We start from the raw sequence: 20,769 nt of genomic DNA, 5'->3' as shown, positions 1-20,769 counted from the left end.
TTATTTAATTAAAGGGTCAAAAGGCGAACTTTTTGATTTATTAACATTGGCTACAGGGGCAGTTTTTTGTTTAACCGCAGTTGCTTTTGCTGGAGTTGCTACTCGCTTAGTTGCTGTTCTGGAAGTAGTAACTCTGTTACGTGTTACAGTTTGTTTTTTATAACTTCTTCGTTCGTTATCAACTGAACCACCTTCTGTAGCAGCCTTAACATTTGAAGTATCTGGCGCAGGCATTGAAGTATGAATATTTTCAATTAACTGTTTAGCAGGTGGGTACGTTACATCATTGCTTAAATACCGCATTTCCTGACTTCGCATTTGCTGCAATGAGTTATTTGCAATGCTTACACCAGATAAAAATAAAACATCTGTTATTAATGAACCGCGTATATTTTGACTTTGCAATTGACTTGCCAAATTCACCGCTTTAACTGGTTGATTGGTCTGATAAAACCGCATAGCTGCTTTAGCTAATAAATCATTTTTTTGAGTCGTATTATCACTATCACAAACTTGCTTAAAAATATTCAATAGCTCAGGATCATTTTGGCCTTCTGCTAACGGATTCTTTTTAATACAACTTTTTTTAAGTTTTACAGGCTCTAGTTCTGCTGCTTGAGCACCTGATAGACCGATAATGTTTCCAGTCAGAAAAAGTATCAAAATACTTCGTTTCAACACAACTTTCATTCCTCTGTTTTCTTATTTATTCAAGGCTTTACTGAAAAGTTAATATTGAGAAAACATTAAAAAATCAGACTATAAACCTTATATTCAAAAAATTTATGCGCAGTTTATCATATAAACAAACATATTTTATATAAAAATCATATCAACTTAAACTAAAAGTAAATAGTTAAGATGGTTATAAAATATAGCTTAATAAAGTTATTCTTATAAAAATATAATATTGTTATTTTTTGTAATTAAAAATAAGTAATTGATTTTAATCAAATAAACAAAAATAAAAACTGAATGAAAAATTTATTTAAATATCATTCATTTAGTTTTTTTGAAACATTTGCTTAACAATATTTAAGTTTATATTAACTACAAGGTGCTTCTATTTGGTTACGAACAAACCATCAAAACTTAAAGTAAAAAAGTGCGCTACAAAAAACCATAAAACTTGTCAAGACTAATCTGTCTATTTAGTATATTTTTTATTTAACTTTGTGAGAGCAAGTAGAATCAATAAAACTCATAGATTTATGAGTAACTATTTTTACTTTAAGGTCAAGTTCTCGGGTGGCTCAAAACTACACTCAATATCAAGAAAATAAACTATTTGGCGTTATAGTTTTAAAGAATATTGCGAGTTTTTAAGTTTAGATAAAGGGAAAAGGCCTTTCACTCAAAAGAATTTTTATTTAAGTATAAATTTATATTTTAGACTTCCAATAATTAGCTTTCTCAGGATTATATTTTAAGCTACTGCTTTCTGCGTAAATATCATATAACAACGCCTTGGCTGATGAATTTCCATTGCGTACAGCCATTTCCGCATATCGTATTGACTCATCTAAATTTTGTTTCATACCTGCACCATTATAATATTTAAGAGCAGTATTATATTGTGCTAACGCATGTCCATGATCAGCCGCACGCTTAAACCAGACAAGTGCTTGAAGCGGATCTTGCTCTACCCCCTCACCTCGCTCATAAGCCAAGCCCACATTGTTTTGTGATTCAAGATCTCCCTGTTCAGCAGCTTTTAATAACCATTTAAAAGATGTTTTGATGTCCTTCTCAACTCCATCACCTATATATAATTGAGCAGCAACTACCGTCTGGGACTGTATGAGTCCTAATTCAGCAGATCGAATAAAATATTTAAAAGCTTTTGCTCTATCCTGTTTTACATTTAAACCTTTGTAATATGCCAACCCAACATTGTGAATTGCGGAAGGGTTTCCCTTTTTAGCTCCTTCTTCAAACCACATTAAAGCTTTTTTATCGTCTTTTTTAACAACTTCATTACCATTTCGATAAATCAGACCTAATTGAAGCATGGCATTTGAGGAGCCTAATTGTGCAGATTTCTCAAATAGTTCCAATGCTTTCTTTTGATCAAATTTTTCACCTTCGCCTGTAGCATACATGGATGCCAATACAAAAATAGCCTCTGCATCATTTGCTTTTGCAGCCTTTTCCAGATCATGTTTAGACTTATATTCAGACACACCTTTATAATCTTTAGTCAAAGTTCCGTGAGTGTATTCTTCTTTCTGTTGACTGCATGCAGATGTTACTAATATTAAAGTAATGACAAACAATCTAAGCTTCATAAAGCAACCTTTTACTTCAAAAATTTTTCTTATCAAAATAATCTTCTGGATAAGGGTCTTTACCTTTTAAATTTTTTCTATAATCCATAACACTGATGTTGATTCCATCATTAATTAAATAATCATTATAAAAATCCTGCTCTTTAGGATCTTCAAAACCTAATTTTTCAAATATTTGTTCAGATAATGTACCAAAATTCTCATACGATTTTCTATAACCAAAATAATTTACAAAAGCCATCAATGGAATACAGATAAAAATACTTATAAGTATCCACATTATTAAATATAGAAAAGAGTCCCAAGAGTAATTGAAATCAAAAATGTAAAAAAGTAAAAGCATTATTGACATCCCTCCCCAACAAATTAGGGTGAAATAATACGTTTGCATAATAATCGCTTTATAGCCCTTTTTTACTGAACGACCCATTTCATAGATCATATAAAGCAAACCAGATTTAGGATCAAGAATCGCATAAACCTGATAACGTCCATCAACAGGGCTGTCACTAATTACAGCTATCAGTTCATCATTTTCTTCAAAACGAACCGTCGTAAATTGCCCTAGTAAAGAATGTTCTTCTATTTCCCCCGTAAAGGTGATGCCATCTTTAGCTTTACCTGCCATTACTAGTATAGGAGCGCTGGTAAGCAGCGAACTACTTTCCGCGAGTACACCTGCAAAAGCAGTTCCAGCTGCGATCCCACTCACATTTTGATTTACAGGTATTTTGGACTTGGCTTTTTCTAAAGAATGTATTGGGCCTTTAACTAGCTTAAGGTTTAATTTAAGTTCCACTACTATTCGCTTGTTGTATTTTTACTAAAATAATCCTCAGGATAAGGGTCTTTCCCTTTCAGATTTTTTCTATAATCCATAACACTGATATTGATTCCATCATTAATTAGAAAATCATTATAAAAATCTTGTTCTTTGGGTTCATCAAATCCGAATTTTTCAAATATTTGTTCTGATAAGGCTCCAAAACTCTCATAGGACTTTCGATAACCAAAGTAATTAACAAATCCCATAACGGCAATTACAAGAAACAATCCCAAAAAATCCCAAAGCATTAATTTTAAAAATAAATTCCAAGAATAGTTAAAATCAAAAAAATAGAAAAGTAAAAGTACTATTGTCATTCCTCCCCAGCAAATAAGTGTAAAATAATAGGTCTGCATAATAATAGCCTTATAGCCCTTTTTTACCGAACGGCCCATTTCGTAGATCATATAAAGCAAACCAGATTTTGGATCGACAATTGCATAAACTTGATGACGTCCATCCACAGGTTTTTCGCTAATTACAGCAATCAATTCGTCATTTTCTTCAAAACGTGCTGTGGTAAATTGTCCTACTAATGGATACCCCTCTATTTCACCTATAAAAGTTATACCATCCTTAGCCTTAGCAGCCATTACCAATATAGGTGCACTGGTAAGCAACGAACTACTTTCCGCGAGTACACCTGCAAAAGCAGTCCCAGCCGCAATTCCACCAATATTCTGATTCACTGGAATTTTAGACTTAGCCTTCTCTAAAGAATGGATCGGACCTTCTACTAGTTTTAGATTTAACTTTAAATCTTTCATCTAAACACTCACCACAGCACTATTAAACTCTTTTTCCTCTTCTTTAACGTCTTTAAAGGCATCTTCACCATTTTCTGCTCTTAACTTAAATGCACACTTCTGACACCAATCTTGCATCGCATTATCCAAAACATAGTTTTTTAAATAAATTTCCAAGACAACAAGCGCAATACCCACCACACTTAACATTGCACCTGCTTGTATGGCTCGTACACCTAATATTGCACGTCCAAGTGCATAACGCTCAATCGTATAGTGTAAGGCTGTATTTCTCATAACTGGCAAATTCAAAAATGCACTAAAACCCACCACTAAAGTAGCAAATGAAACTGCTCCTTTTACGAAATTCAGAGCAAAACTATAAGGATTACCTTCTTTTATTGACTTTCCAAAATTCTTTAAATCAATAATTAATGAAACCGTTGCACCTGCAATCGCAAAATATGCCCCACACTTAGCAATATACGCGGCACGCTCTGCAAAAGAAAACTTTTCCATTGAGCTACTACCCACTTCTAAAATAGCAGCTGTTGTTGCCATCATGCCTGACATATATGACAAAGTATTATCTACTGATGGATCAATATTAAACTTAGAAATCTGTGTTCCTAAGTTAATCAGCTCAAATATTGCAACCACACCAGATACACGCAAACCTGCACTTGGTGAACTATTTGCAATAATCCGATCAATTTGTTTGGCTGCTTTACTTGGGTTGGTTGCGGATGAAGAATACTTTTTCCAGTTGTTCTGCACCATTTCAGGTGTCAGCTTAATCCGACCCGTTAAAGTTTGAACGGGAATAAGATAATACAGAGAGTTCTTTGCAACATGCTCAACCAATGCCCCACTATGGGCAAAAGTATAAAACGTTAATCGCCCAAGTTTTTTTGCAAATTCTGAACCTGGCGTATATTTCATACTCCATTTCACTGCGCTTTGGGTCAGTTCAGACATCCAGTAAAACGTTTTTAATAAACTGAATTTTTGTCCATGCAACATATAACCATTATTGGTTTTATCTGCCGCCCATTCTTGCCAAGCTTTATCTGCGGCAACAAATGCTGCAATCGCAGTTTTAGCTGCATTTTGTCCATCATCCCAAGAAATATCAATAATACTTGGTGCTGCTGCATTATATTTATTTTTTAAACTTTCTTGGTTATAACAAATTGCCCTCATGTAAATATTTTCTTTGGCAATTTTTTCTACACCTAACCAAGTTTCAAGTAATGCTTGTCCACTCTGCACCCCACTCATCCCATTAATCATATCCATCGCATGAATATAAAAAATATTTCCATATGGAACTTGCACTTGATCATCATAGGCATGAAGGGCATTGATCACAGCTTTAGACAATAACCATTTAATATGATCATCTCCTATGGCTCTTGCTCCAACTAGACATTCTTGAATTAATACATTAATTTTTTTATCAAAATTTGATTTAGCCACCATATCCAAATTTGGCTTATATTTTTGAATCCAAATCTGTTCTCCGTCCCTCCTACTTAATTTACCCATATCTTCAGTATAAATACCTTTATTTGCCATTTGCTTCTCTTGAGCTTTCTTTAATAGCCTTTCTTGTTCTTCTTTTGATTTTCTTTTATATATTTTTTCTAACTCATAATTAATATCATCAGCATCTGTTAAGTTCTTTGGTAGTTCATCCCACAAACCCATTAATACTTGACTTTTGGTTACCTGAGTGCTCAATTGGCTACGTTCATTTAACAATCTATTTTCTAAACAAATTTTAATGCTATCAATACATTGAGAACTATGTAAGCGATGCTCGTTTGTAAAATCCCCTTCTTTTTTTGCTAAAAAATCCATTACTTTTTTAAATTCTGAATTACGCAATGTATTTAATTTTCTTGTAATTCCTACAGGATCATACAATGCCATACAGGCAAGTGATTTAGGCTCATCTTTGAATTTATTTAATGTCGCATCGATACGGTTTTTACCAAAACTGTTTAGATTATAAACCGTAGTTTTAAATTGGCTTGCAGCAATACAATGTTCTTGCGCACTTCCACCATTAATTAAAATTTTCTGCCATTTTCCGTCTGTTACAAACTTATCAGCATTTTTTTCATACTCGGATATTTTGGCTTTACTCATAGGCACATGCGTATGAATAATATATGCAATTTTCGCCTCATCTTTAGGATTACTTTCTACAGCTATCACAGATGAATTAAAACTGTGACCTGCTCCTTTACATGCGAACTCTGGAACACTTTTAGGTGCTTCTTTACCCACAGGGAAATAAGACAAATGTCCATTTGGGGTAACTTTATATCCAGCCCATTCCAAAGCTCCAGATGTTCTTTTTACTAAGCGATAGATATAACCAGTATTAATCATCTCAACTGCATATTTGAGATGGCTTAACTGAATATCTTTGACATTTTTACCTAAGGTTGCAGGTAAAGCGGGTGGATTATCTTTAACAACGGTGTATCGTAAAGGTAAAATATTGAAGCCTTTTTTACGACAAAAATTTGAACACTCTTTCTGGGCCTGCCCCGCACTACTATTTTGCATGTTTGCAGCAGTTGACTGTTTCGCTGATTTTGCAATTTCACTTTCTTCAATCTTCTTATTAATATTTTTAGCAACTGTTGGGTTGCGTATATCGCCCACTGCTTTGGTTTTTCCCATAACAGGAATTTGACTCTGCTTCTGTTTTTGCTGAGCAATAATCTCATTAAATGAATTATTTGATTTTGACTTGCCCAATATCATTTTTTGATTTTCTGACATCTTTTTATCCATTCAATTCTTTAGCTATCTGTTCATATAAGTCTTTCGTTACATAATCCATAGCATCTGTAAAAGACATTTCATTCATTACACAATGGTCGTAGAGCACATTGGTTACCACAGGATGCTGTATAAAATTTTTATGTATAATTTGGCTGTACAAACCATATGTGACTAAATCTAAATTATTTTGAAGACCATAATCATGGTAAGCCTCTTTAAGATTTTGATGGATTTCAACTGGATGAATTTTTATTAGATCAACTTGTTCAAATTCATTTAATTGTTGAAATACATTATTAGCAATTTCAATTAGATCTAAATCTATAGATTGCTCAAGGTTCACTTTTGTTAGATTCAAGATTGATCGCGATTCATCATAAGACTTAAAGCTAAATAAACCTTTTGGATGCAAAAAATGCCATTCTTTAAAGCCATTTAATAAGCCATCTACATATTCTGTTTTAAAAATCTCATCCAAGTAGATCAGGACTCTAGGATCATACCAACGGAAAAGAATTTTTTTACCTTGATCAGAAATTACTAATTTAGTTTTTATCTGGTCTCGTAATTCCTCAAGTGAGCGTGTCTTCGCCACGCCAAACCCATGAACAAAATAGCAATCATTCGTAATATTTTTATTTCTCGATAGATTTTGCAATAAATCTTCTTTAACCTGCTCAAATATTTTTTTATCATCAATACATATAAAAAAGAGGTTTGATTTTGCAATTTCTTTTTTTTGCGCTAAAGGGATATATGCAATATTTTTGTTTGATAAATTATCTATTACCTCGTTAAAAATAGAATCATTCAATGTAGTATCTAATAAAAAAATGATCTGACCATATTCATTCAAAATTTGGATGCACTGTTCTTCAATTTTAGAAGTAATATCTTTTAAATCTTCATATTGGGTTGTATTAGAAATCGACAAACTCATGATAAATCTACCTTAGCCGAACCATTCTGAGCGGCTTGAGCCTGCTTCGCAGAACAGTCTGGTAAATCAAGCGCAGGTGGATTTATCGAGCCCCCTCCCATAAACAAATGTTGCCCTGCTTTCACCTCAAGCTTACCGCCCGTAACAGGGAAAATACCCGAACCATTCAACTTAACTTGAGACCCATTTGCAGTCAGATTAATTTCAGTTGGACTAGTAATAAAAACCGTGTCTTCGGTTGAAGTAATTTGCACGCCCTTTCGAGCAATCACATCTAAGCCATCACCTTGTGCCTGAATTTCAACTTTACCTTTACCAGCAAAAAGCCGAGCACCTTCTTGGGCGGCAAATAGACTTATTTTTTGACTCGCATGACCCACTATATTTTTTTGTGTACTGAGATTAATACTGTCACCAGCACTTTGAGTGAACTGACCATTTGCACTGAGATAGATATCTTCATTAGTGCTTATACCGATACTTTTTGGAGATGCCAACAGCATCACTGCCGATTGAAACTCAGCAGCCTTTTTAGGGTCTTCTTGTTTAAGAACCTCTAAGAAAGTCTGAATATTCTCAAGCATATCTAACGGGTCAGTTTGCTGATTTTTAGCAACTTCACTGAGTGCTTTGGCATTGTTAAGGCTGCCTTCGATTTGTTGCTTAGCTTCATTTGCGTCTAGGTGTACGCCTCGAGCTTGGTCCTGTTTATGGGTACTCATGAGTAAGCCACTGCCTGCTCTGACTGCACCCCACTGGTCTGTTCTTAGTTCGAAACCTTCACCTCGGCCATCACTTGTCGCGCTTTCTTTTGGATGGCTTAAGTTACCGAGGTTGAGCTGACTGACAGCATGACTACTTTGTAGCTGGGCACTGATTTGCCCTGTGGTGTCATCAAAACGCAGTTGGTTAAAACCTTTACCATCGACTTCTTCTGAGCGAATCCCGCTCAGTTTTTTGGTATCAGGTAGCTGGCCTTTCTGGTCGAACTGGGTTGGGTGACGTTCAGCCTCATGAATACGTCCCACCACAAATGGACGGTCAATATTGCCATCAAAGAAATCGATCACCACAATCTCACCCACGCGAGGCAAGAAGCGTGCGCCATAACCAACACCCGCCCATGGGGTTAGTACATCTACCCAAGCCGAGTCGGTATCATTGTCGTTACTTCCTGCTCCACCGTCATGGCTATGGTCGTCAGCTCTAGTAAACAGAAAACGGACTTTAATTCGTCCCCATTGATCTACATGGATGCTCTCACCCTCTAATCCAACCACTCTAGCGCGCTGTGGGTAAGCTGCTGGTCGGTGCTCTAACGGATGATACTCAGGAACAGTTTTAATATTTCTACGCGACAAAATGAGCTCATTACCCTGACGCTCAGTCTGGTCATTTGGCCGTGATTGATTGTTTTGCCATTGGCTTTGACTAAAAAGTTGATTGATTTGCTGTTGCAAATCTTTAGGCAAATTATTTTGCTGATAGAAACTTTTCCCAATAATCAGGAACTCTTTGTCTGATCCACTATGCGTATCTATTTCAGGATGTTCATTCAATTCAAACCAATAGCCAACTTGCACATCACGTACCGTAGTTTGTGCACGGAAATATTTTGATTGAGAAGCATAATAATCAGATAGATTTTGATTGAGTTTTTCTAGCTGTTGGTGACCCGATGCAGTGGCTTGGTCTTCTCCATTTAAGTCTTGCATCCAAGCAGGACTCATGTGCCATGCCTGCTCCAGACTTAAACTTGTATTATCCTGATTAGCACTATGACTGTGCTTTGACTGAACACTCCCCATGCCTTCTTCTTGACTTAAGGCATCAGCCTGCCAGCGTTGCACATGCACGGCTGTAGATTGCAAGTTTCGAGTTGGCACAAGGCTCGTCATACTATCTTGTTGTTCAACTGCGCTACTACGGTGATAACGGATATTTTTTCGGTCTAATGCTAAATATGATTCATTATTATCAATTAAACGTAATTTTTGCGGTTGAATCTCATCTGAGCTATTAGTGACAAACAACTGAGCTTCATCAATTAACCAGTTAATGCCTTCACTACGCCAAAGTCGGGTTAAAAAATCATAATCCGTTTCATTACTTTGCATAACAAAAGGTCGAACATCGTAGTTTTCAGTTAAACTTTTTAAATCTAAAGTTAAGCTAGACGCGAACAATGGGCTTTTGTTCTGCCATTCTGTAAATAGAATTTCAGTGATATCCCGTACACTTTTATTCATAAACACGCGGCTATTTCGGCGTTTATGCCATAGTGTGGTCGGGTCTTGTAGTTTCAATTTATACAGCGTTAATGAACCATCACTCTGCCCCTGACTGGCTGCAGTAATAATTCCGCTAGTTCTAAATAATTGCCCCTGATCAGTTACCTGATCGACTGCAACCTGACAACCAATAAATTGTTTTAATGAAATATGCGCATTAGTAGAGAGACAAAATAGATCGACAGCCAGCCCTTCATTTAACTGATGCTGCCCTTCAATACTTTGTAAAAAGACTTGAGTATTCAACGAGGGATTAGAAAACTGAACATGAAGCACGCGTTTTTGCGAGCTGATACCCAAATCTTCTAGAATTCTATGTATATGAGATAACATCTTTTTATGAAAATTTTGTCAGGATTGGCATTATTTTATAAAATACAGACACATCTGTCTATTTTGTAAAGAAAAACTTAACCATATGAATACAAGAATGGTCGAAAATGCTCACCACAATAAATATATAAAAAGTGAATTAATAACTTAAGCTGTTAATTCACTTTTAAAGGTTGTTAATTTTTTAGTATTCCAAGAAATTAATTAACTATATTTACAAATTTTTGACTTACTACATAAATATAAGATTTATCCGTATCTCTAGTAATAAAGAAGTTATCTATTGCAAGATCTTTTTTTATAAAGTCATCTTCATCTAATAAATTGTTTTTTCTCTTAATATACATAGCATAAATATCTGCCTCTTCATTCCTCACATAGCACTTATAAAAATCACATTCATCTTCAAGGATTTCCTTCATTTCATTAAAAAATCTTTTTGAAAATAGTAAAATTCCAGAAGATGAATAATAAAAATCAATCTCTAATATCTCATTTAATTGATCAGAAAAAATATTTTCATAATTTAAATTCATTCTAGGATTTTTTAAAAATTGATCACTTAAATAAAATTTAAAATAATCAACGATAATTTCTTGCTTCCCTTTTAAATCAAAAGAAAAATCTCTATCATTATACTCAGACGGATAAATGATATAAAAAATCACAAAATCTAAAAATTAGTTAATTATATATGCCTCATGACCTATATTTAAGCCATTAAAACTTTGAACAAAGACTATAGCAGAATTAAAGATTCTATATTTATCTGCTTTCCATGCGTCTATGATGGGTTCAATATCTATTTTTCTTTCTATACACCAACCGTAATTGATTAAATATTTTCAATATTAGCACTTAAATCAAAATTGGATACTTGCATTTACTTCTTCCCTATTAACGCTTTGTATATTAAAAGGTGATTAACAACACCCTAAAATTAACAACATACTCACCACCTAAACATTATTACATATAATATCTGAGATATTTTCCTTTAAACTTTTTATATCCCCACACTCTTTTTCAATTATAGGTGAGTTCCAATTCATATCTTTTATCAATACAATTTTAAAAAAACCATCTACCTCTAGATCTGGATACCATCCTACATCCAATATTTTATTGTTATTAAAAGAAATTTGTAATAAATCTTCAGACAAGTCAAAAACTGTATCTTTATTTATTTCAAAATTATCATCAATCCAAGAAATAGAGTCATTACTAACAACTCCATCTTTAATATCAATATTCCACCAAATGTTCATTTTCCAATTATAATTCCAATATTTATAAACCACATAAATTATGGCTTTGCTTTATCTCTTTTCCAAATGATTATTTACAAACACTAGATGATATCTAATTGACAATTTAACTAGTTAAATTAATCATTAGATATCATGATTACATTCTTTTAAATTTACTTTTTAGCCTCCCCAAAATTTATATTTTCCAATGCTCTTTCAATATCTGACATATCATCTACACCTAGATCATTATTAAATTTACTAGATAAAATTTTTCTAATACTAGCCAACCTATCACACACATTATTATTATCTATAAAATTAGTGGTTTCTTTTGCATATTCTTCATAAGAATTAGGAAGAGTTTTAGCATAATAGGACCCAATTTTATGCAATGAAATTAACATAAACTCTATCTCTTGTAAAACATTCAAAACTTCATCACCTGTGTATACTAATTTCCTATTAACTTTTAACACCGTCTACTCCCATTAATAACTAAGCCACATAACTAAAAACACCAACTCTCATAGCAATTTGTTCTGTTTAGCAATGTAAAAAACAAAAAATTCAACTCCAATATATATTATTCAAATTATAAAAAATATTAAACTTCAATTCCACTTACCACAAAAAACAAGACTAAAAACACATAGCCTTGATTTAAATAGTTCAGACAAAATAAATATTATCATTTATTTTTTTCAAAAAAATTATCTATATTTTTAAATATATCAACCTCACTAATAGACTCATCTAAATTATGACAAACATCTATCAATATAATATTTAAGAACTCACAAACATCCACAACATTATAAAAACTAAAATTCCTCATAAAAATCAATTTATTCTTTTTTGAAATCTCATACAACCCCAACCCAACCTCATATTCAAATTTCGTATACAAACCCTCCTCAATCTCCGGATAAACAGAAATATCAATCACAAAACTATATGTTAAATTATTAATTATTCTCTCTAACTTCGCATAAAATATATTTTTATATAGATAAATTTCTGACATCTTAAATTTATCATCATCATTTAATTGATTTAACCAATTGCAGCTAACTTCATAAAGATAGTTTTTAGAAATATACCAATTTGAAGGAACCTTTAAAGGTAATAAAAGTTCTTTATCTAAAAAGTATTCCAAATTATTCATATTCATTTTACAGCCTTTTTCATGTAAGATTCATAACGTTGTTTCGATATAGGATGCCCATGAAACTCATTTGTTGATGAGACTTCAATTCTCATATATTGAGTTTCCCGACCTTCATTAAAACCAATATTTCTTCCAGCATCATAAATATAATAATGTGAACCTTTATTATCCCCTAAATCGACTTTATAACCTTTATTCAGACCTTCTTTTTCTAGCCTATTTCTAAAGGCTGTAACTTGTGCCACATTAGATTCACACTTACTCATATCCCAATATTGTGCTTCTTTTTTAGAAATATTTTGTGCCTGAGTTTTACATTTAGCCATCGTATGTTTTATATAAGGGGCTGAACTTGAAGTCTGCCTTCTTGCTCTCTCCTCTTTAATTTTTCCGACAGATTTAAAATTTAACCCCGTTGGATCAACCCAACTAACAGGATTAGGACCGTATTGATAATGATTATAGCCGCCCAACAATCCAATTGGGTCTTTACTAATAAACCGCCCTACATACGGCGAATAATAACGATAACGGTTGTAATGAAGCCCTGTTTCACCATCAAAATACTGACCTTGGAAACGGATGTTATTGCTAATAATTTCTGAATTTTCAAAGAAATCCGACTTAGCTTGCTCTACCTTACACTCACCCCAAGCTTTATATTGAGCTTTCCAAACAATAGCACCCGTCTGGTCACTCATTTCTTGCGGAGTACCTACGTGGTCACAGTGATAGAACCATACATCATCAAAACCTTGGCTTTGTTTTACCGTATTCCATAAGGGGTCTTTATAAATGCTATATGTTTTTTCTGTCCAATCTTGTGTTTGGTGTAGCTCAATTGAGTGACGATAAGCCGCTTGCAACAAAGGCACAAAACTATCTTTTTCGTAGAAATAGTGTTTAGTTATATCAGCGCTAGATTCATACGCTAAAGTATCACCATCCCAACCATAAATAATGTTCTGCTCTTGCCCTGTATGGTGGTGCTTACTTCTTTTTTGAATACGTCGGCCTAACGCATCGTAACGATAATGCGCCGTGTATTGATTGTTTCGGCTACGTACAAGACGTCCCAACACATCCCACTCAAGATTTAAATCACCTTGTGATGACTTTTGTCGAATCAGTTGCCCAAAAGCATCATATTGATATTGTTGGTCAAGATATTCCTGCACCACGTTATTGACTAAGCGGTTATAGCCATAACCTTTTTCAGTAGTAGTGTGTTGTGAAGTTTGCTCTTTGGTACTGTTATAGCGATCTAGAATATTACTTGCTGGGTCAAAATTAAATGTCTCTTTTCCAAGTTTACTGGTTGCCTCTAATAAACGCCCAACAGGATCATATTTATAATGAATGGTTCCACGACGAGTATCCTTAATAAGGGTTAACTCACCTGTTTTATCGTAGTGATATAAGCGTTCAACCAATTGATTAGTATGCTGGATAGCATTATTTTGGGTTTGAGCTTGATAGCTGTTGTCATGCCCATTCAACATTAATTGCTGAGTTAAACGTCCAACTTCATCATAACGTTGTTGTTGGCTAAGACCATTTGCATAATGGCGTAATGTCTCTCTATGTAAATCATCACGCTCAAAACTAACAACATCTTCCCCATTTAAAGCCATACCATAGACATGTCCACTTCCATAAGTGAGCCAATCTATTTTCTGTCCATCTGGTCGGATGGTTTTGGTTCGATTATTTAATTCATCATAGACATGTTTCCACACAGCAGTTTTCTGTGTCACAACGTCTTGATGATGCTCTTTTATTAAATTGCCTGCGGCATCATAAAACCACTGTAAGTTACTTTCAGCATTTTTAGCCTGAACTAGATTACCTAAGCCATCATAAGAAAATTCTTCTGTTTGTTTTTCTTCAAGCTCTTGCCCTTGATAGCCATATCCTGCTGTACGTTGTTCTAAACGTCCCATGCTGTCAAAAATAAATTGCTGAATACGGTCTTTAGGCGCGGCACGATCTTTGAAATCTTGACCATAGGCAGAAGCGACCTCAATGCTACTAGTTAAACGACCATTATATTCATCGTACGTATAAGCAGTTTCTTTGCCATCAAAATCAATTTCTTTTACTAATCGCCCCGCAGCATCATAGACAAACTCATAACTTGCACCATTTTCATTAATTAAACGTTTCAAGCGACTTAAACGGTCCCATTGATATTTTAAAGTTTGATTTAATGGGTCAATACGCTGAGTAATTAAACCAGCTGCATCATATTCATAACGTGTCTGCTGGCCTTTAGGGTCAATATGAACTAATAATCGACCTTCTTCATCATGAATAAAATGCTCTTCAGCTCCATCAGCATGTTTAATTTTTTCGAGCTGTCCAAAAGCATTCAGTGGTAAACCTTTTGCTAGAGGCAGCCTTGGTTCAGCAGTTAATTCTGTATAGAAATATTCAACTTTTTGCTTTAAAGCATTTTCAATAAATTTGACGCGCCCGCGATCATCATAGTGCCAGTGAGTTTCTTTACCAGAACAATCCGTATACGTAACCAAGTTGCCTTTATCATCATATTTAAGTGTCTTCTTACCGCCTTTAGCATCTTTAATGGAAGTTACCAATCCCATCGCATTATAGGTATAGGCTGTTTCATGCTTCAGCGGATCAATTTCTTTAATTATATTTCCTGAAGCATCGTATTCTTTAAACCAACGCCCCTGTTCAGCGTCAACAAAACCGGTCAGATTATCTTTTTCGTCATATTCATAATAGAAGGTTGAGCCATCGGCCTGAACCAGACTTAAGACATTACCGCGTTCGTCATAGGTATATGATGTTTCAGTTCCATCTGTGGCAATATGCGATGTTATATTTTTTGCTTGGTCTCTAAAGAACCATTCTTGCAAATTATCTGGATAAATAATTCGATAGGTATAACCCGTAATACCATAATAGTATTCAGTCACATTACCATCGATATCCATGACTGAAGTTACTCGAACGTTTTCATCCCAATCTAATTTAGTAGCGGAACTATAGTCATCAGCCCATTCTTCAATCGCTTTTGAGCTAGGTAAAACGCCATCCCACTTTAAGTTCATTCCTCTTTGAGTAAGATCAGTATAACGAGTCAATAAGTGAGCTTGGTATTGATATTCATAAGAAGCAGCAAACTCATTGGTCGCCTTAATTAAATCGCCTTGCTCGTTATATTGATATGCTGATAGTTGTCTAATGAGTTGACTATCTTCAACCAACCAAGCTGCAACAACTTTCTGCACATCATTAATTTGTAATGCAACATGCGCCAGTGTTTGTTGTTGCTGTTTAAATATAATGTCGGATAAATAGCTATCACCATTTTCTAATTCATGGTCATAACGCAGCCCAATACTAAATCCATTTTGACGTTCAATGGAGACTAAACGAAACTCATTTTTATATTTTTGATAGAAGTGAGTTTCTGAAGCTCCATATGAAATAGATCTAATTTCAGATGAGACAACTGTATAAGTAAAAGTTTCAACTTCGTCATAGTAACTCTGTCCAACTTTTAGATCTGGTAAGCGAACTGAACGACCATCACCCCCAATATACTCCCAGCCCTCTTGTTCAATCGGTTCTTTGGGTTCATGAACGTTGTAACTAGAACAACGAACAATTTTGGTTGTAAAAGGTGTAATCCACCGCGCTCCGAAAATCGATTGATCATACTGATATAAGTTTGATACATACGTTCTCGAAAATTGCTCTATCAATAATGGATGAATTTGTGCATCGGTATGATTTAAAAATTCAGTACCCATGGCAAAGGTAATCGATCGTTTAGTCGCACCCCCTTTACAGTTTTTACATGCATTCGCATTATGAGTCGCTGCATGTTCAGTATTCGCCTTTTCTAATTTATTATTTTTCTTGTCATGTCTGACTTGTGTAGTCTGAGTTGGCTTAACTTGGCCTGAGGCTTTTTTTCTAAATCTAGCATTACTTAAACGTAATATTTCAAATAGCCACCCAATTGTTTGTGGCTGTGCTGTATTTCCCAAGCCTTTAATTTTAGTATTGGCAGTAATACCAATTTTATTAATCGTTGCACCTACATTTAATATCGGCTGCTTTAGATGTGCAGGAACTAAAGAAGTAACAACTTTAGCATTGGAGTTTGCTCCTGTTTTAATCAGAGCTTTTCCCAAGTTTTCGGTCATGTAAACCAAGTTTTTTCCAGCTCGTGTTAAGTCACCACTTTTTATTCCTTTAATAACACCAGCAGCTTGCTGTTGAGCTCGGTTTGCATTTGACCCCGCATTTGTAAATACTTGGCCTTTTGTTACAACTCGAACAATACCACCATTAATTTGTGTTGTGGCATTTTGAACGGTTCCACCACAAGTGGCTAAAATTGAATTTAACTGTTGTAGGCCTGTTTTACAGAATTTATCAATTTGTCCAGCAACCTGATCATTTAAATGGTTGGAGATCACTACGATAACTGCTTCTCCTAAAGCAGCTTTACCCACACGTTTAACTTCTTGACGGACTAGAAACAGGGCTGGACGAGCAGACATACGAATTGCTGTTGTTCCTGGTACAGGTGCAATCCCAATAAGGTCAATACCCATTGTGGACCAATCCATAATATCGGCATTTTGAAAACCTTTATCGTAGATATAGCAAATGTCGGAAACCACATCGATAGCAGCCATCACATTTCCAATAATTGGAACTGTCCCCATTACACTGGCTAGCAAGTCTAATGTCACAATTTTATGCGTATGACTTTTTAACCAATCATCTATTTTTTGTTTTGAATGACTAACATCTTTAATAGCAACTTCTGTTAATGGCTTAACAACTTCTGTTTTTCCAGACATTTTCTTTCTCTATGAATTCTTTTTAAAAGGACTTTGCAAATATTGAGGAAGCGGGTTAGCCAGCAAACTACCGCTATCAACAGAACTTAATTTGCTGAAGTCATTTATTTTCTGAATTGATGCAAGATCAATATTGTTCCCTATTTTTTTACCTACTTCTGAAATAGGTAAAAAGCTTTTCACTTGATCAGTCACTAATCCCTGCGCTTCTGTTTTTAATAACGGCATTAAAGCCTTTGCTCCTTCAGATTTTATGCTTTGTGCAGTTTGAATATTTTTCATAATATTCGCAGGATTGGTTAATTGTTTAGATAATTCACCAAGTTTGGACTGGGCTGTTTTACTCATTTGTGCAATTAAGGAATCTGATTGCTCATTATCCGCATCATTCTTATTTGGCCACTCAACTGGACGTTTAAAGTCACTTGCTGCATCCCAAGGATCACGGTGATCTGGTTCAAAGAAGACTTTTACTGCACCTGTTGCTAAGCCACAAACTCTTGCGAATCCTTTATCATCCAACTTGCCAGTGACTTCTTTTCCTAAGTTGTCGACAACTGTATAACTTCCACCTTTAACAAACTCACCATGCGCATAATCATGGATGAGCTCTAAAGTTCCTGGGCTACGTTTTGGCGGAGGCGGTAGTGAAGAACTGAAATTCGCACTTCCTCCCCCCATAAATAAATGCTGCCCAGCCTTCACCTCAAACTTACCACCAGTAACAGGGAAAATTCCCGAGCCATTAATCTTGAGTTGAGATCCGCCCGCCGTGATAACAATTTCTTTAGAAGCACTAATTTCAATTTTATCTTCTGTAGAAATAATCTGAACCGCTTTACGGGCAATTAAATCTGCTCCATCGCCCTGCGCTTGTATCTCGACTTTGCCTTTGCCTGCATAGAGTCTTGCCCCTTCTTGAGCAGCAAAAAGGCTGATCTTGTTTTGGGCATGTGCGATCAGGTTCTTTTGAGTAGACAGATTAATGCTGTCTCCAGCAGTTTGGCTTAACTGAGCATCTGCGCTTAAGTGAATGTCTTCATTACTGGCTAGAGCAATACTGTTAGGTGCAGTTAATATCATCAAGGCTTGCTTAAAAGCAGCAGCTTTGTCTTGATCTTTTTCTTCTATTTGTTCTATGAAGGTTTTTAAGTTCTCAAGCACTTCCAATGGATCAGTTTGCTGGTTTTTAGCAACTTCACTGAGTGCCTTGGCATTGTTAAGACCGCCTTCTATTTGTTGTTTGGCCTCATTTGCATCTAGGTGTACACCTTGGGCTTGGTCCTGTTTATGGGTACTAATGAGTAAACCACTGCCAGCTCTTACCGCACCCCACTGGTCTGTTCTGAGTTCAAAGCCTTCACCACGACCATCACTTTCCGCCTTGTCTTTTGGATGGCTTAAGTTACCTAAGTTTAATTGGCTGGCTGCATGGCTGCTTTGTAGCTGGGCACTGATTTGTCCTGTGGTGTCATCAAAGCGTAACTGGTTAAAACCTTTACCATCCACTTCTTCTGAGCGGATACCGCTTAGCTTTTTTGTGTCAGGTAACTGGCCTTTCTGATCGAATTGGGTTGGGTGACGTTCAGCTTCGTGAATGCGTCCGACCACAAATGGACGGTCAATGTTGCCGTCAAAGAAGTCGATCACCACGATCTCGCCCACGCGTGGCAAGAAACGGGCACCATAACCCGCACCCGCCCACGGGGTCAGCACATCGACCCAAGCAGAGTCGGTGTCATTGTCGTTACTTCCCGCTCCACCATCATGACTATGGTCATCTGTTCGGGCAAATAGGAAGCGGACTTTAATGCGCCCCCACTGGTCAACATGAATGCTTTCGCCGTCTAGCCCCACCACTTTAGCGCGCTGCGGGTAAGCGGCTGGTCGGTGTTCTAGCGGGTTATATTCAGGCACAGCTTTAATATTGCGTCGAACGACATTGAGTTCAGCAAAATGGCGCTGCTCAGGGTTTTGCGTGTCGAGTTGGGCTGCCTTGAGCTTGTCTTTTTTTGGTAACAGGCGCTCGAGTTGCTGTTGTAATTCTTTCGGTAAATTATTCTGGTTATAGTAGTGTTTGCTTAAGATTAAGAACCCTTTATCGGCACTGTCGTGGCGCTCAAGTTCAGGATGGTCATTAAGTTCGAACCAGTAACCCACTTGTGCATCGCGGACATTACCAGAAACGGTAAACTGCTTAGAGCTCAGGTGATGGTAAGCATTGATGTGCTGGTTAAGCTGTTCAATCTGGCTATTGCCTGAAGCGGTGGCTTGGTCTTCACCGTTTAAGTCCTGCATCCAAGCGGGGCTGACGTGCCATGCATCTTCAAGGTTTAGGCTGGCATTGTCATAGTGTTCACTGTGCTGCTGCGTGCCTTGTACGCTGCCGCTACCCTCTTCTTGTTGTAAGGCATCGGCTTGCCAGCGTTGCACATGAACCGATGTCGGCTGTAAACGGCGCTCAGCTTTGACTTGGGTAATGGTATCGAATTGTTCGGTGGCACTGCTGCGCTGGTAACGTAGGCTACGGCGCTCAAGAGCCTGATAATTTTGGTTATCATCAATTAAACGTAACACTTGCGGCTGAATGGACGCATTCGGGTCAGCGACCAAAAGCTGCGATTCATCGACTAGCCAGTTAATGCCTTCGCTGCGCCACAAACGGGTTAAAAAGTCATAATCGCTTTCGTTTGACTGCATCACAAATGGACGCACATCGTAGTCTTTACTTAAACTGGCTGTATCGAGCGTTAAGCTTGAGGCAAATAACGGACTTTTCCCCTGCCATTCTTTAAATAGAATTTCGCTAATATCCCGCACACTTTTATTCATAAACACGCGGCTATTACGACGTTTATGCCAAAGTGCAGTTGGGTCTTTTAAAGTTAAGTTATAAATGGTGAGTGAGCCGTCACTTTGACCTTGGCTCGCTTCGGTAATAATGCCCGTGGTTCTAAAAAACTGGCCCATGTCAGTGACCTGATCGACAGCAACCTGACAGCCAATAAATTGTTTTAATGCAATATGCGCGTTCGTCGACAAACACAGTAACTCAGCAACGCTGCCCTGATTGAGCGTATGTTCGCCTTCAATGCGTTGCAAGAAGACTTGATTGTTTAATGATGGGTTGGAAAATTGCACATGAAGTACACGATTCTGTGCAACCAAACCTAAACTATCTAAAATTTGAAATATTTTATTGGACATCATTATTATAAAACTGAGTCATAATCAGCGCTATTTTATAAAAAACAGACAGAATTGTCTATTTA

Annotated in this window: 12 protein-coding genes and 1 pseudogene; all 13 read right to left on the bottom strand. The window is 36.1% G+C overall.

The window, feature by feature from the left end; genetic code table 11:
* The 13 genes and pseudogenes from MKL38_RS18715 to MKL38_RS18650 all read right to left on the bottom strand — a co-directional run bounded on the left by MKL38_RS18715 (position 1) and on the right by MKL38_RS18650 (position 20,707).
* On the bottom strand, positions 1–690 hold the full coding sequence (locus MKL38_RS18715) for a hypothetical protein (protein ID WP_270904084.1): 690 nt from the start codon (positions 688–690) through the stop codon (positions 1–3).
* Between the two features lie 692 nt (positions 691–1,382).
* Positions 1,383–2,288 carry a tetratricopeptide repeat protein gene (locus MKL38_RS18710; RefSeq protein ID WP_270904083.1) on the bottom strand — a complete coding sequence of 302 codons (906 nt, stop codon included), beginning with the start codon at positions 2,286–2,288 and terminating at the stop codon, positions 1,383–1,385.
* Positions 2,289–2,304: 16 nt separating this feature from the next.
* Positions 2,305–3,087, bottom strand: a complete 783-nt coding sequence (locus MKL38_RS18705; RefSeq protein ID WP_005047767.1) for a putative type VI secretion system effector — start codon at positions 3,085–3,087, stop codon at positions 2,305–2,307.
* A gap of 2 nt (positions 3,088–3,089) precedes the next feature.
* Positions 3,090–3,881: a putative type VI secretion system effector gene (locus MKL38_RS18700; protein ID WP_270904082.1), complete on the bottom strand. Its 792-nt coding sequence runs from the start codon at positions 3,879–3,881 to the stop codon at positions 3,090–3,092.
* Entirely contained in the window at positions 3,882–6,659 is a 2,778-nt protein-coding gene (locus MKL38_RS18695; protein ID WP_270904081.1) for a T6SS effector BTH_I2691 family protein, read from the bottom strand.
* 4 nt (positions 6,660–6,663) lie between these two features.
* On the bottom strand, positions 6,664–7,602 hold the full coding sequence (locus MKL38_RS18690; protein WP_270904080.1) for a hypothetical protein: 939 nt from the start codon (positions 7,600–7,602) through the stop codon (positions 6,664–6,666).
* Positions 7,599–10,226, bottom strand: coding sequence for a type VI secretion system Vgr family protein (locus tag MKL38_RS18685; protein ID WP_270904079.1), 2,628 nt, complete (start codon positions 10,224–10,226; stop codon positions 7,599–7,601). Before MKL38_RS18685 ends, MKL38_RS18690 begins: the two co-directional genes overlap by 4 nt.
* Positions 10,227–10,555: 329 nt before the next feature.
* Positions 10,556–10,894 (bottom strand): annotated as a pseudogene (locus tag MKL38_RS18680) (hypothetical protein); the annotation flags it as partial.
* Between the two features lie 291 nt (positions 10,895–11,185).
* A complete protein-coding gene (locus MKL38_RS18670) occupies positions 11,186–11,494 on the bottom strand; it encodes a hypothetical protein (protein WP_270904078.1) in 309 nt (102 codons plus the stop codon).
* Between the two features lie 155 nt (positions 11,495–11,649).
* Complete coding sequence (locus MKL38_RS18665; protein ID WP_004642322.1) at positions 11,650–11,955, bottom strand: hypothetical protein; 306 nt, start codon at positions 11,953–11,955, stop codon at positions 11,650–11,652.
* A 212-nt stretch (positions 11,956–12,167) separates the two neighbouring features.
* Positions 12,168–12,650, bottom strand: a complete 483-nt coding sequence (locus MKL38_RS18660) for a hypothetical protein (protein ID WP_270904077.1) — start codon at positions 12,648–12,650, stop codon at positions 12,168–12,170.
* Positions 12,647–17,497 (bottom strand): RHS repeat-associated core domain-containing protein, encoded by a 4,851-nt coding sequence (locus MKL38_RS18655; protein WP_270904076.1) that lies wholly within the window; start codon positions 17,495–17,497, stop codon positions 12,647–12,649. The genes MKL38_RS18660 and MKL38_RS18655 overlap by 4 nt, the downstream gene beginning before the upstream one ends.
* Before the next feature lie 9 nt (positions 17,498–17,506).
* Positions 17,507–20,707, bottom strand: a complete 3,201-nt coding sequence (locus tag MKL38_RS18650) for a type VI secretion system Vgr family protein (RefSeq protein ID WP_270904075.1) — start codon at positions 20,705–20,707, stop codon at positions 17,507–17,509.
* Positions 20,708–20,769 lie beyond the last annotated feature (62 nt).

The sequence above is a fragment of the Acinetobacter sp. AOR14_HL genome (assembly GCF_027855175.1).
Classification (GTDB): domain Bacteria; phylum Pseudomonadota; class Gammaproteobacteria; order Pseudomonadales; family Moraxellaceae; genus Acinetobacter; species Acinetobacter calcoaceticus.
Note: the sequence above shows the minus strand (reverse complement) of the source record. Positions and strands in the feature narration are given on the sequence as shown.

What these genes read in the sequence shown, in the direction of transcription:
- MKL38_RS18715 (WP_270904084.1), bottom strand. Translation starts at nt 690, where the DNA reads ATGAAAGTTGTGTTGAAACGAAGTATTTTGATACTTTTTCTGACTGGA.
- MKL38_RS18710 (WP_270904083.1), bottom strand. Translation starts at nt 2,288, where the DNA reads ATGAAGCTTAGATTGTTTGTCATTACTTTAATATTAGTAACATCTGCA.
- MKL38_RS18700 (WP_270904082.1), bottom strand. Translation starts at nt 3,881, where the DNA reads ATGAAAGATTTAAAGTTAAATCTAAAACTAGTAGAAGGTCCGATCCAT.
- MKL38_RS18695 (WP_270904081.1), bottom strand. Translation starts at nt 6,659, where the DNA reads ATGTCAGAAAATCAAAAAATGATATTGGGCAAGTCAAAATCAAATAAT.
- MKL38_RS18690 (WP_270904080.1), bottom strand. Translation starts at nt 7,602, where the DNA reads ATGAGTTTGTCGATTTCTAATACAACCCAATATGAAGATTTAAAAGAT.
- MKL38_RS18685 (WP_270904079.1), bottom strand. Translation starts at nt 10,226, where the DNA reads ATGTTATCTCATATACATAGAATTCTAGAAGATTTGGGTATCAGCTCG.
- MKL38_RS18670 (WP_270904078.1), bottom strand. Translation starts at nt 11,494, where the DNA reads ATGAACATTTGGTGGAATATTGATATTAAAGATGGAGTTGTTAGTAAT.
- MKL38_RS18660 (WP_270904077.1), bottom strand. Translation starts at nt 12,650, where the DNA reads ATGAATATGAATAATTTGGAATACTTTTTAGATAAAGAACTTTTATTA.
- MKL38_RS18655 (WP_270904076.1), bottom strand. Translation starts at nt 17,497, where the DNA reads ATGTCTGGAAAAACAGAAGTTGTTAAGCCATTAACAGAAGTTGCTATT.
- MKL38_RS18650 (WP_270904075.1), bottom strand. Translation starts at nt 20,707, where the DNA reads ATGATGTCCAATAAAATATTTCAAATTTTAGATAGTTTAGGTTTGGTT.